This window comes from Sporosarcina sp. USHLN248 (assembly GCF_037144575.1).
GTDB lineage: Bacteria > Bacillota > Bacilli > Bacillales_A > Planococcaceae > Sporosarcina > Sporosarcina contaminans.
In genome coordinates, this window is record NZ_JBBCZC010000005.1 from 20,429 (window position 1) to 34,164 (window position 13,736).

Below are 13,736 nucleotides of genomic sequence, written 5' to 3' on the forward strand. Positions count from 1 at the left end.
CTGAAGAAATGAAACAAGCTGAAGAAAAGGCCCGCGAAGAAGGGGCGATTGAAGAAGAACAACAAAATGCTGCTAGTGAACAAGCGGCAAATGAAACAGAAAATGAATCGGCACAAGCGGAGCAATCTGATGCAACCGAAGAACAAATCGATGAAAAAGATGCCCTGATTCAGGAGTTAGAAGAAAAGCTGCAAGAGGAAGAGAACAAACTTCTTCGAGTGTTGGCAGACTTCGAAAACTTCAAAAGAAGAACGAATCTTGATAAGGAAGCATTGCATAAATACAAGGCTCAAAGTGTTATGACAAGCTTGCTGCCTGTATTAGATAATTTTGAGCGTGCACTTTCGCTTGAAACAAAAACAGAAGAAGCACAGTCGATGTTGACAGGTATCGAGATGATTTACCGCAACTTAGTCGATTCCCTTAAAGCGGAAGGACTCGTTGAAATCGAAGCGATTGGTAAAGAGTTCGATCCCAATTTCCATCAGGCGGTCATGACAGATAACGATCCCGATAAAGATTCCGGCATCGTGCTTGAGGAAATGCAAAAAGGGTATATGCTGAAAGATAGAGTTCTTCGACCATCTATGGTCAAAGTGAATGAATGAAAAATGTTTGGTTATGAATGACGCATTTATTTAGGAGGAAGTTACATGAGCAAAATTATTGGTATTGACTTAGGAACAACAAACTCAGTGGTAGCTGTTTATGAAGGCGGAGAAGCAAAGGTTATTCCAAACCCGGAAGGGAACCGGACAACACCATCTGTTGTCGCTTTCAAAAACGGTGAACGTCAAGTTGGTGAAGTCGCTAAACGCCAATCAATTACAAATCCGAACACAATTATGTCAGTGAAGAGACATATGGGTTCCGATTATAAAGTGAAAGTGGAAGATAAAGAATATACACCACAAGAAGTTTCCGCTATGATCCTTCAATATATGAAAGGATATGCGGAAGACTACTTAGGCGAAAAGGTGACGAAAGCAGTTATCACCGTTCCTGCTTATTTCAACGATGCACAACGACAAGCGACAAAAGATGCTGGTACAATTGCAGGACTTGAAGTAGAACGAATTATAAACGAGCCCACAGCTGCTGCGTTAGCATACGGCTTAGATAAAACTGAGGACGATGAAACAATTTTAGTATACGACCTCGGCGGCGGTACGTTTGACGTTTCCATTCTTGAGCTGGGCGATGGTGTATTCCAAGTGCGTGCAACTGCAGGTGACAATAAATTAGGCGGCGATGATTTCGATGAAGTAATCATCGAGCATCTTGTACAAGAGTTCCGCAAAGAAAACGGCATTGATTTGTCAAAAGATAAAATGGCGATGCAGCGTTTAAAAGATGCAGCTGAAAAGGCGAAAAAAGATCTTTCTGGCGTAACGTCGACTCAAATTTCCTTGCCGTTCATTACAGCAGGAGAAGCAGGTCCTTTGCACCTTGAAATGACGCTATCACGTGCGAAATTCGACGAATTGACTGCTCATTTAGTAGAGCGTTCAATGGTGCCTACACGCCAAGCTATGAAAGACGCAGGCCTTTCACCTTCCGATATTGACCGTGTCATTCTCGTAGGTGGTTCTACACGTATTCCTGCTGTTCAGGAAGCAATTAAGAAAGAAACGAACAAGGAGCCATTCAAGGGCGTTAACCCTGACGAAGTTGTAGCGATGGGTGCGGCTGTTCAAGGGTCAATTATCCGCGGTGATGTTAAGGACGTTGTATTGCTTGACGTAACTCCTTTATCTTTAGGAATCGAGACGATGGGCGGCGTATTTACGAAGCTGATCGAACGCAACACGACGATCCCTACAAGCAAGTCCCAAGTATTCTCTACAGCTGCTGATAACCAGCCTGCAGTAGATATTCATGTATTGCAAGGTGAACGTCCAATGGCCGCTGACAATAAAACATTGGGCCGTTTCCAATTGACAGATATTCCGCCTGCACCACGCGGGGTTCCTCAAATCGAAGTTACTTTCGATATCGATAAAAATGGTATTGTTACAGTAAAAGCGAAGGACCTTGGAACACAAAAAGAGCAAAACATTACGATCCAATCAAGCTCAGGCCTATCCGATGATGAAATCGAGCGCATGGTGAAGGACGCTGAAGCGAACGCTGAAGAAGATAAAAAGCGCAAAGAAGAAGCAGATTTGAAAAATGATGCAGATCAACTTGTCTTCATGGCCGAGAAAACATTGAAAGACTTGGAAGGCAAAGTTTCTGAAGAAGAAGTTAAAAACGTTGAAGAAGCAAAAGATGAGCTAAAGGCTGCGGTTGAAGCAGGCAACTTAGAAGATATGAAAGCGAAGAAACAAAAGTTGGAAGAGTTAGTCCAACAGCTTTCAGTAAAACTTTACGAACAAGCTGCAGCACAAGCGCAAGCTGAGGGCGATGCTTCAGCTGACCAGTCCCAAGACGACGGTGTAGTGGATGCTGATTTTGAAGAGGTTGACGACAAGAAAAACTAAATAAAATCAATAACGGATTGACGGAAAAGTCAAAGTCGAATATTCCGGCTTTGACTTTTTCCTTTGTCGCCGGCATGTTACAATGAATCGATGCAGTGTATATCTGAACGGATGGACAGTCGGCAAGTTGCAACCCCGGCTTTTTAAGTTCCAAATGACAGCCGATCTGTCTATGATATAGCAATAAGAGCAGTTCAAAGAAGCATGGGAGCGTGGAATGATGAGTAAGAGAGATTATTATGAGGTATTAGGCGTACCGAAAACAGCAACTAAAGAGGAAATTCGGAAAGCATATAGAAAGTTATCTAAACAATATCATCCTGACTTGAATAAAGAAGCTGGTGCTGAGGAAAAGTTCAAGGAAGTGACAGAAGCATTTGAAACATTAAGCGATGACTCAAAACGCGCGAATTATGACCAATATGGCCACGCTGATCCAAACGGAGGCTTCGGAGGATTTGGCGGCTTCGGTGGCGGCGGTGGAGATGGATTCGGCTTTGAAGACATCTTCAGTACATTTTTCGGAGGAGGCAGTACTCGGAGACGTGATCCGAATGCGCCGCAAAAAGGGAACGATCTGCAGTACTCCATGACAATTGATTTTATGGATGCAGTTTTCGGAAAAGAGACGGAAATCGAAGTCCCTCGTGAGGAAGAATGTGATACTTGCCATGGTACAGGAGCGAAAAAAGGAACGCCGGTTAATACATGTACACAGTGTGGCGGCAGTGGGCAAATTTCCATTACCCAAAATACGCCATTAGGCCAAATGGTGAATCGTAGAACATGTCCTACATGTCAAGGAACAGGCAAAATCATCCCAGAAAAATGTGGAACTTGTCACGGTTCTGGTAGAGTGACAAAACGCAAGAAAATTAAAGTGACAATTCCTGCGGGAGTTGATGACGGTCAACGGTTACGTGTTTCCGGACAAGGAGAAGCAGGAGTGAACGGCGGCCCGGCAGGTGATTTATATATCGTCTTCAGGGTGAAACAGCATGAGAAGTTCATTCGTGAAGAAGATGATATTTTTCTTGAACTGCCAATCACTTTCCCACAATTGGCTTTAGGAGATGAAATCGAAGTACCGACTATTTACGGCAATGTCAAATTGAAAATACCTGCTGGAACACAAACTGGAACAAACTTCCGTTTGCGTGGTAAAGGAGTTAAAAACGTACATGGTCATGGAGTGGGTGACCAGCATGTTATTGTAAAAGTCGTTACACCGAAAAAAATGACAGAAAAACAGAAAGAATTATTGCGAGAATTTGCTTCCATCAATGGAAATTCACCAGACGAGTATTCAAGTTCTCTTTTTGATAAAATCAAACGTACGATAAAAGGCGATTGAAAGGGATGAACGAAGTTGAAGTGGTCCGAAATTTCCATCCACACAACACATGAAGCGACAGAAGCAGTTGCAAATATTTTGCATGAGGCAGGCGCAAGCGGAGTCATTATAGAAGATTCTAATGAGCCAGATCGCATCCATGAAGACCGTTTTGGTGAGATTTACGAATTGAAAAAAGAAGATTTTCCGACTGAAGGGGTCATTGTTAAAGCTTACTTACCTGTCAATAGCTTTTTGATAGAAACGATGCGTGAAATAAGAGAGTCTGTAAAAAATTTGAATGATTTCGGTTTGGATATTGGTAAAAATCTTATTCAGACGAGTGAAGTGGATGAAGAAGATTGGGCGACTGCATGGAAGCAATATTATCATCCGGTAAAAATTTCGGAACGGTTTACGATCGTTCCGACTTGGGAACAGTATGTGCCGGTTGAAACAGATGAATTGATCATCGAGTTGGACCCTGGAATGGCATTTGGAACAGGCACACACCCGACAACTGTCCTATGCTTGCAAGCTCTTGAAAAGTATGTAAAACAAGGAGACTCTGTTATTGACGTCGGTACCGGCTCAGGCGTTCTTGCTATCGGAGCAGCTCTATTAGGCGCAAAAAGAGTGCAAGCACTTGATTTGGATGAGGTCGCAGTTACTGCCGCCAGGGAGAATATTTCATTAAATAAAGTAAACAATATCGTAGATGTAATGCATGGCAATTTACTTGACTCGGTTGATGGCGAGGCTAATATAATTGTTGCCAACATATTGGCTGAAGTTATAATGACATTTACTAAAGACGCGTATGACACTTTACCTGAGCAAGGGCTGTTCATTACTTCAGGCATTATTTCACAAAAACGCGATGAAGTTCGAGCAGACTTGATTGATAAAGGGTTTGAAATTATTGAAACGGTATTGATGGAAGATTGGGTAGCCATTATCGCCCGCAAAGGGAGTGTGTAAGGCTTGCAACGGTATTTTCTAAGCACGCCATTTGATGTTGCAGGAAATGCTTTAATCGATGGTGAAGATAGCAAGCATATAGCAAAAGTGATGCGCATGAGCGTTGGCGATCATGTAGTAGCTGTATTTTCAGGAGAAGGCTATATTTCAGAGATAACTGAAATGACGGATGAGGGCGTTCTAGTTAAGCAAGTGGAAGGACCGCTCCATTCGAATGAGATGCCTGTTCAAGTCACGATTGCATGCGGCTTGCCGAAAGGCGATAAATTGGATTTAATTGTCCAAAAAGGAACAGAATTAGGTATGGCTGCGCTTATCCCTTTCGAAGCTGAGCGTTCAATTGTAAAATGGGATGCTAAAAAGGGCAATAAGAAAACAGAACGGTTACGCAAAATTGCAAAAGAGGCAGCAGAGCAATGCCATCGAACCATTATCCCTGAAATCGCTTCTCCAGTATCATTTCAAGAGTTATTGCTGCATGCAAGAAATTTCGATGTCCTATTATTTGCAGATGAAGAGGATGCAAAAAGTGATGAACCGAACAAGATTGCAGACCGATTGAAAAACGTGTATCATAAACAATCGGTAATGGTTGTCTTTGGACCAGAGGGCGGAATATCGAGAAAAGAAGCGGAAGCTTTGCGATTAGCAGGCTTTCAATCGGTTTCTTTAGGACCGCGCATATTGCGAGCAGAAACCGCTCCATTTTATCTATTGTCCGCAATGTCATATGAATTCGAATGAAAGAGGTGAGCAGCTGATGTCTTCTGTAGCTTTCCATACATTAGGCTGCAAAGTGAATCATTATGAAACGGAAGCGATTTGGCAGCTTTTCAGAGAAGCTGGCTATGATCGTACCGATTTTGAAAAACAAGCTGACGTTTACGTCATTAATACGTGTACAGTAACAAATACGGGAGACAAAAAAAGTCGTCAAGTGATCCGGCGTGCAGTTCGCCAAAATCCAGACGCGGTCATTTGTGTAACGGGTTGTTATGCTCAAACATCTCCTGCTGAAATTATGGCGATTCCTGGCGTTGATATCGTTGTTGGGACGCAAGATCGTACGAAGCTATTAGGTTTGATCGATGAATACCGAACAGAACGCCAGCCAATTAACGCGGTGCGTAACATTATGAAAAACAGAGTGTATGAGGAATTGGATGTTCCTGCGTTTACAGACCGCACTCGCGCTTCCTTAAAAATTCAGGAAGGCTGCAATAATTTCTGTACATTTTGCATCATCCCTTGGGCACGTGGGCTAATGCGTTCGCGCGATCCTGAAGAGGTAATCCGCCAAGCGCAGCAGCTTGTCGATGCTGGTTATCTTGAAATTGTATTAACAGGCATCCATACAGGTGGATATGGGGAAGATTTGAAAGATTATAATTTAGCGCGTCTGTTGCGCGATCTTGAAACGAAAGTGACAGGATTGAAACGCCTTCGAATCAGTTCAATCGAAGCGAGCCAGCTGACTGATGAAGTAATTGATGTACTGCGCAACTCTTCCAAGATTGTTCGTCATTTGCATATTCCAATTCAATCTGGTTCTAATACTGTATTGAAACGAATGAGAAGGAAGTATACGATGGAATTTTTCGCGGAGCGTTTAGATCGCCTTCGTGAAGCATTGCCGCAATTGGCAATAACATCGGATGTTATCGTCGGGTTCCCTGGAGAGACGGAAGAGGAATTTATGGATACATACAATTTCATCCGCGATCACCGCTATTCTGAATTGCATGTCTTCCCGTATTCTAAACGGACAGGTACGCCAGCCGCAAGAATGGAAGACCAAATCGATGAGGAAGTAAAAAATGAAAGAGTGCATAGACTGCTTGAATTGAATGATCAATTGGCGAAAGAATATGCAGCTGATTTTGAGGATGAAGTGCTTGAAGTGATTCCAGAAGAGAAATATAAACTGGATTCGGAGAGTGGATTGTACGAAGGGTATACTGATAACTATTTAAAAGTCGTTTTCCCGGCAGATGAATCAATGGTCGGAAAAATTGTCAAAGTGAAAATAGTGAAAGCGGGATATCCTTACAATGAAGGGCAGTTTGTCCGTGTCATTGAAGAAGAAAAAGCGTTGTCATAATTGAATGGAAATATCCACCTATACGCTACGTGGATGCACATTGTAGACAAAGTATCTTATTGCTTTGTCTACAATCTTTTTATACAGGGATTATAAAAGAAGAGGATTTGCCGATCTTGGTTAGTAAACAGTTGCCACGTGGTTAGCCGCTTAATTGTGCATTGAGCTGCATCCTGCTTCAAAGATGAATAGGAGAGTTTGTCATCAACCCCCGTCTGCCTGACCATAAGGCGGGCGTTTTTCATCGGTTGCCTAAAATGTAAAATAGTAGGCAGGTCATACCTTTCTTTGTTATGATTAGAGAGGTACGTACATCATGGAGGAGGTATTCGATTGAATACAAATTATGCAGTATACATTGATCATACATTATTGAAACCGGAAGCAACAAAAGACCAAATCATCGCATTATGCGAAGAAGCAAAAAAATATTCCTTCGCTTCAGTTTGCGTGAATCCAACTTGGGTAAAAAATGCAGCAGAGCAATTAAAAGGATCGGATGTAAAAGTATGTACGGTTATCGGTTTTCCTTTAGGGGCCAATACACCGGAAGTAAAAGCTTTTGAAACGAAAGATGCAATTGAAAACGGTGCACAAGAAATAGATATGGTCATTAACATTGGCGCTTTAAAAAGCGGGGATGATGAGATAGTGCAACAGGATATTGAAGCTGTCGTCAAAGCAGCGAAGGGTAAAGCAATCGTAAAAGTAATTATCGAAACTGCATTGTTAAATGACAATGAAAAACGGAAAGCTTGTGAGCTTTCTAGAATTGCAGGCGCTGATTTTGTTAAAACATCTACTGGGTTTGCTTCTGGAGGAGCTACTATTGAAGATGTAAAATTAATGCGAGCTGTTGTTGGCCCAGAAATGGGCGTTAAAGCTTCAGGTGGTGTACGCAACTTTGAAGATATGAAGAACATGATCGATGCAGGCGCGACAAGAATTGGTGCAAGCTCGGGCGTGCAAATTATGCAAGGCCTCCAATCAGATTCAGATTATTAAGTGGAGATGTAAGTGTTGAAAATCCAACTGAAATAGCGATGAATCAAGATTTTCCCCTCCGCCTATCTTAATGAGATATTTTGAAAGTTTTTTATTGACCGCATTGTCATTGTGCGATATAATTTTTTAGTACAAGGACATTTGCCTTGTGTCGAAGTGTGTTCGGAGGGAGGGACAAGAGATATGACGAAAACCGTCGTTCGCAAAAATGAATCGCTTGAAGATGCTCTTCGCCGCTTCAAACGTACTGTATCGAAAAGCGGTACAATACAAGAGGTAAGAAAGCGTGAGTATTACGAAAAACCGAGTGTCAAACGGAAAAAGAAATCCGAAGCTGCTCGTAAGCGTAAATTCTAATTTAAAATCGATTCTTTAAAATTTAGATTGTAATTTATATAAACCGAAAAGTCCTTTGGATTTTTCGGTTTATTTATTATGTACTAAAAGATTATTTTCAGCAAGATCAATTATTTGCTTTGTAAAAATGAAACCAATTAGTAGTTTGTTACGTAAAGAAGGTATACTGTTCTTATGTAAGTGAGGTGAACCGAAAGTGCAGAAGAAAATTGGTACATTCCTGTTGTTATTGTCACTGATGTTTGTTTTCATAATACCGTTCTCATCAGTAGATGCAAATGTGGATAAAGTCTATCGTGTGCCGATAAAGGGTGAAGTTGAAAAAGGCTTGTTTGCATTTTTACAACGATCCTTTACAGAAGCCGAAGAAGCAGGGGCGAAAACACTTATCCTTCAAATTGATACACCCGGAGGCTTTACGGATGCTGCTGGCGAAATTGCAAAATTGATGGAAGAGAACAAAGATAAGATGGAAATCATAGCTTTCATTAACGACAAAGCATTATCGGCAGGAGCATTTATCGCATTGCATGCTGATCAAATTTATATGACGCCTAGCGGAACAATCGGAGCTTCCCAAGTGATTGAAGGGTCCGGCAAGGCAGCTGATGTCAAAGCGCATAGTGCTTGGGTTGCTCATATGAAGAGTGCTGCAGAATCATCTGACAGAAACCCTGATTACGCAATTGCAATGGCAGAACCTAAGATTGATATGAAGGAATATCGAGCCCCAAAAGGTGAACTGCTCACACTCACTGCAAAAGAAGCAGAAGAGGTCGGCTATAGTGAAGGGACAGTTCGAACATTTAATGATTTGCTGATGAAAATTGGTATGGAAAATGCAGAAGTCGTTTCAACCGAAGTATCATTTTCCGAAGGCTTAGCAAGGTTTATAACCAATCCCGTCGTCGTTCCAATTTTGCTATCGATTGCTGGTCTCGGCCTCGTATTGGAACTTTATTCACCAGGGTTCGGCGTACCGGGAACGATGGGAATTGTCGCATTGCTATTGTTTTTCTTCGGCCATCTCATAGCTGGATTTGCGGGCTATGAAACCTTAATCGTCTTCTTAGTAGGGGTAGGACTCATCGTGTTGGAGTTTTTTGTGGCAGGCGGAATAGCTGGAGCTTTAGGTGCGCTTGCCGTTGTTGGAAGCATTATTATGGCGGGCGGCAATCCGATGTATATGGCGTATTCCGTGTTGATCGCGATAGCTGTAGCCGTCAGTGGGATGGTGATCATTATGAAGTTTTTCGGCAAACGTCTGCATCTGCTAAACAAAATGGTATTAATGGACGCAACGGATACGGAAAGCGGTTATGTTTCCAATGAGAACAGATTGGAACTATTAGGTAAAAAGGCTACTACCATTACACCTCTACGTCCTTCCGGGACAGTTGAATTGGATGGCGAGCGGATTGATGTAGTGTCCGAAGGAAGTTATGTTGATAGAGGTAAACATGTTATGATTGTAAAAGTTGAAGGTTCCCGTATAGTTGTAAGGGAAACTCAGGAATAGGGGGCGGATGAATTATGTTAGAAGCAATAACAGGTGGTGGAGTAATGATAGGTATACTTATTGCTCTCATCATTATCGTATTGGCAGTGTTTTTCCGGTTTGTTCCGGTTGCATTGTGGATTTCTGCAATGGCTGCAGGTGTACGAATCAGCATTTTCACGTTAATTGGTATGCGTTTAAGAAGGGTAATTCCGAGCAGGGTCGTCAATCCATTAATTAAGGCGCATAAAGCGGGGTTGAATGTTTCAATTAACCAATTGGAAAGCCACTATCTTGCTGGCGGTAACGTAGACCGTGTTGTCAATGCTTTAATTGCAGCACATCGTGCGAATATTGAATTATCGTTTGAGCGTGCAGCAGCAATTGACCTTGCTGGCCGTGACGTATTGGAAGCAGTTCAAATGTCCGTTAACCCAAAAGTAATTGAAACACCATTTATTGCTGGTGTCGCACTTAACGGTATTGAAGTAAAAGCAAAAGCGCGTATTACTGTACGGGCAAATATCGATCGTCTCGTTGGTGGTGCTGGTGAGGAAACGGTTATTGCACGTGTAGGCGAAGGGATCATTTCAACTATCGGTGCATCTGTCGACCATGCGAAAGTTTTAGAAAATCCGGATTTGATTTCTCAAACTGTTTTAGCGAAAGGACTTGATTCCGGAACAGCATTTGAAATTCTGTCGATCGACATCGCAGACGTTGATATCGGTAAAAATATTGGTGCTGAGCTTCAAACAGAGCAGGCGATGGCAGATAAGAACATTGCTCAAGCGAAAGCGGAAGAAAGACGTGCAATGGCCGTTGCGAACGAGCAAGAAATGAAAGCGAAAGTTCAGGAAATGAGAGCGAAGGTTGTCGGTTCGGAAGCGGAAGTTCCGCTTGCTATGGCAGAAGCGTTGCGTACAGGAAATATTGGCATTATGGATTACATGAACTACAAAAATATTCAAGCGGATACAGGCATGCGTGACTCGATTAGCAAAATTGGCGGAGATCAAAATCCTAAGCCTAAAGAGTAACGCATAAGCTGCTGATTCCCGGAAAGGGGATGCGCAAATGGAGCAGTTGATCATTTTAGCGATCATCGGTATTATTAGTGCGATTTTCGGCAAGAAGAAAGAACAGCCGAGCACAAAAGAAAGAAAACCGGCAATGACACGACCTGATCAGCCTGCCACGCCAGATCCGATGCGGAAGCTGAAGGAAATGTCTAAAGAATTGTTTGAGGAAATCGAGCGGGAGTTTCAATTGCCGGACGACGAAGAGCCTCCAAGCAGACAGACGCCAAAATCGGCTCCTGCACCTGCTAAGCCGGCATCACAACCGAAGGTAACAGTTTCTCCTAAACGGGAGACTGCACCAGTTGTGAAAGTTAAGGACAAACTTGATCTGGCTACAACAAGAGATAAAACATCCGTTGAGCCCCATCAAGGGAGGCTATCTGCTCATCAGGGAAAACAAGTGTGGTCGCCGCCGGTTGAGCATCATGAAATGATACCTAAAAACGAGGAAGACCTCATTAAAGGTATCATCTTCTCAGAAATCTTAGGACCTCCAAAATCAAAACAATAAGCATTGACCCCCTATTCGAATCATAAGGTATGAATAGGGGGTTTTGTCATGAGAAAACTTTTTAAAATGGGCTCATCCGTTACAATCGATGAATATGTTTCTGTCCATATAACTGGTCCGTATTCATTAGAGAAAATAGGCCCCGACTACGCAGTGATCAGAAGCGGGGATTATATTCTTGAAGTATTAGGGGATGAACTCATTATTGAGACACTTTCCGAGGAAGTAGCTATACTTTCATTTGAGGTTCTACGAAATTTTACGATTAATGAAGTGAAGCGTGGTGCCCATTATGCGTGAACGGTTTAGAATTACTTTAAAAGGTAAGACGGACCTTTCCCGCTTTATTAGTTTTCTATCTTCAGAAGGAGTAAAACTATCTTATATAACGGAAGATGGCGGGATGATTCGCTTTCAGACGGATCGGAAAGGGATGATGTTCATCCGTCGCCATAGACGCCGTTACCGTTTAAAAATGAGAATAGAGCATCTGGATACAGAATCTGTAGAGAAGCGTATCTTTTCGTCTTTCCGTTTTTTAATTGCTTGTCTCATTCCATTGGTAGCATCTTTGTTTTTATGGAAAATTGAAATTGAAACGGATTCGCCGGAAGTTGCGGATCGCATTGAAACGAAATTTGAAAAAGCGAATATTATGCCATTACAGCTCTTAAAACGCTTGCCAAATGAAGGAGAGATTCGCCAGTTGCTCATGAGTGACGACCCAGCCCTTTCATGGGTTAGGTTTAAACGGTCGGGTGGCACGTTGACAGTGATTCCGATGCTCTCGCCTAAGTTAAATGAGAAAATCGAAAAGGACGGTCCTCCATCCGACTTAATTGCAAGGACAGGTGGCGTTATAACAGGCTTTCAACTGAAAAGCGGCGAACGAGTCGCCAGAGTCCACCAAACGGTCAAGAAAGGTGATCTCCTTGCTTCAGGCATACTTGAGCAAGGGAATAAAAAAGCGTTAGTCGGAGCGGAAGGTTCAGTATATGCGGATTACTGGGCAGAATATAGTTTTCAAATGCCTAAGACGATCGAATATCATACATTAGGTGAAGAAACTGTCGAACTGAAGTGGCAATCGCCGATTATTCAATCGAAAAATGGCGGGATTTCGTTTCAAAAATTTATTACTTTCGAACATAATCGAGAAGACCGTATCCAACTGTTGGAGTTGACAGAGGGAATGGAGGAGACCGTTATATTACCACTCATAAAATACAAAATTTTGTCAGAAACAGAGTCGGATCTTAAAATAAAAGATGAAAACATTTTACAGTTAGCGTTTGAAAATGATACAGTTATTGGGACTATATTGTTTTTAATGAATGATAACATCGCTACGAAAAGACCGATATCCCAAGGAGACTGAAAACTATTGAGTGAACAACTAATTCAACTTCATATTGAAGAACCAAATGAAGCGGTCATGCTTCTTGGCATTTCTGATCAAAACATGAAATTGATTGAGGAAAACTTAAATATATCGATTTTAACAAGAGGCGACACAATTTCATTGGCTGGTGAAGAACAGAACATCATTGCAGGCAAGTTTTTATTGGAACAATTGCTGAAAGTAATCCGTAAAGGAATTAATATCAATTTACGCGATATTTCTACCGCATTGGAAATGGTGAAAAGCGGTACGTTGGAATACTTTGCTGAATTGTATGATGAGGAAATTGCAAGGACTGCAAAAGGGAAAGTAATCCGAGCTAAAACGATCGGTCAGCGGGAATACGTCCAAGCAATCCGGAAAAAGGATCTCGTGTTTTGCATCGGACCTGCAGGGACGGGAAAAACATATTTAGCAGTTGTATTGGCAGTTCAAGCAATGAAAACCGGCTCTGTCAAGAGAATTATCTTGACGAGACCAGCAGTTGAAGCCGGAGAAAGCTTAGGTTTTCTACCGGGGGATTTGAAAGAGAAGGTAGATCCTTACTTACGCCCGCTTTACGACGGTTTACATGACGTTTTAGGCGTTGAGCAGGCGGAGAGGCTTATAGAGCGAGGGGTTATTGAAATTGCGCCATTGGCTTATATGAGAGGGCGTACGTTGGATGATGCATTTGTCATTCTTGACGAAGCGCAAAATACGACGAAAGCACAAATGAAGATGTTCTTAACCCGATTGGGATTCGGATCGAAAATGGTCATTACCGGCGACCGGACACAAATCGATTTGCCAAGAGGTGTCGATTCTGGACTTCTTGCTTCGGAATCCATCTTAAAAAAAGTTTCGGACATACATTTTCAATATTTAGAACAAGGCGATGTCGTCCGTCACCCAATCGTTGCTAAAATCATCGAAGCGTACGAAAGCGAGCAGTCATGAAATGGCTGCTTTTTACATAATGGCAAGGCATGACAGAGATATAG

The 13,736-nt window shown here is 42.3% G+C and carries 14 protein-coding genes; all 14 read left to right on the forward strand.

The features are described 5' to 3' along the window. Nucleotides 1-8 precede the first annotated feature (8 nt). Nucleotides 9-608 (forward strand): nucleotide exchange factor GrpE, encoded by a 600-nt coding sequence (gene grpE / locus WFH04_RS03120; protein WP_336822681.1) that lies wholly within the window; start codon nt 9-11, stop codon nt 606-608. Nucleotides 609-653: 45 nt separating this feature from the next. Then, nucleotides 654-2,483: a molecular chaperone DnaK gene (dnaK, locus tag WFH04_RS03125; RefSeq protein WP_336822602.1), complete on the forward strand. Its 1,830-nt coding sequence runs from the start codon at nt 654-656 to the stop codon at nt 2,481-2,483. 220 nt (nt 2,484-2,703) lie between these two features. Beyond that, nucleotides 2,704-3,837 carry a molecular chaperone DnaJ gene (gene dnaJ / locus WFH04_RS03130; protein WP_336822603.1) on the forward strand — a complete coding sequence of 378 codons (1,134 nt, stop codon included), beginning with the start codon at nt 2,704-2,706 and terminating at the stop codon, nt 3,835-3,837. Between the two features lie 15 nt (nt 3,838-3,852). Next, complete coding sequence (gene prmA / locus WFH04_RS03135; protein WP_336822604.1) at nt 3,853-4,797, forward strand: 50S ribosomal protein L11 methyltransferase; 945 nt, start codon at nt 3,853-3,855, stop codon at nt 4,795-4,797. A gap of 3 nt (nt 4,798-4,800) precedes the next feature. Beyond that, nucleotides 4,801-5,541: a 16S rRNA (uracil(1498)-N(3))-methyltransferase gene (locus tag WFH04_RS03140; RefSeq protein ID WP_336822605.1), complete on the forward strand. Its 741-nt coding sequence runs from the start codon at nt 4,801-4,803 to the stop codon at nt 5,539-5,541. A 16-nt stretch (nt 5,542-5,557) separates the two neighbouring features. Then, the gene (gene mtaB, locus WFH04_RS03145; RefSeq protein WP_336822606.1) at nt 5,558-6,898 is read left to right on the forward strand and encodes a tRNA (N(6)-L-threonylcarbamoyladenosine(37)-C(2))-methylthiotransferase MtaB; all 1,341 of its coding nucleotides are present in this window, start codon (nt 5,558-5,560) and stop codon (nt 6,896-6,898) included. A 333-nt stretch (nt 6,899-7,231) separates the two neighbouring features. Further along, a complete protein-coding gene (gene deoC, locus WFH04_RS03150; RefSeq protein ID WP_336822607.1) occupies nt 7,232-7,903 on the forward strand; it encodes a deoxyribose-phosphate aldolase in 672 nt (223 codons plus the stop codon). 183 nt (nt 7,904-8,086) lie between these two features. Further along, the gene (gene rpsU / locus WFH04_RS03155) at nt 8,087-8,260 is read left to right on the forward strand and encodes a 30S ribosomal protein S21 (protein WP_336822608.1); all 174 of its coding nucleotides are present in this window, start codon (nt 8,087-8,089) and stop codon (nt 8,258-8,260) included. A 238-nt stretch (nt 8,261-8,498) separates the two neighbouring features. Beyond that, a complete protein-coding gene (locus WFH04_RS03160; RefSeq protein WP_336822682.1) occupies nt 8,499-9,779 on the forward strand; it encodes an NfeD family protein in 1,281 nt (426 codons plus the stop codon). 14 nt (nt 9,780-9,793) lie between these two features. After that, nucleotides 9,794-10,798, forward strand: a complete 1,005-nt coding sequence (gene floA / locus WFH04_RS03165; protein WP_336822609.1) for a flotillin-like protein FloA — start codon at nt 9,794-9,796, stop codon at nt 10,796-10,798. Nucleotides 10,799-10,835: 37 nt separating this feature from the next. Continuing rightward, nucleotides 10,836-11,351, forward strand: coding sequence for a hypothetical protein (locus WFH04_RS18300; RefSeq protein WP_381479635.1), 516 nt, complete (start codon nt 10,836-10,838; stop codon nt 11,349-11,351). A 48-nt stretch (nt 11,352-11,399) separates the two neighbouring features. Then, nucleotides 11,400-11,651, forward strand: a complete 252-nt coding sequence (locus WFH04_RS03175) for a PDZ domain-containing protein (protein ID WP_336822610.1) — start codon at nt 11,400-11,402, stop codon at nt 11,649-11,651. Beyond that, nucleotides 11,644-12,729 carry a sporulation protein YqfD gene (locus WFH04_RS03180; RefSeq protein WP_336822611.1) on the forward strand — a complete coding sequence of 362 codons (1,086 nt, stop codon included), beginning with the start codon at nt 11,644-11,646 and terminating at the stop codon, nt 12,727-12,729. The genes WFH04_RS03175 and WFH04_RS03180 overlap by 8 nt, the downstream gene beginning before the upstream one ends. Before the next feature lie 6 nt (nt 12,730-12,735). Further along, on the forward strand, nt 12,736-13,692 hold the full coding sequence (locus tag WFH04_RS03185; RefSeq protein ID WP_336822612.1) for a PhoH family protein: 957 nt from the start codon (nt 12,736-12,738) through the stop codon (nt 13,690-13,692). Nucleotides 13,693-13,736 lie beyond the last annotated feature (44 nt).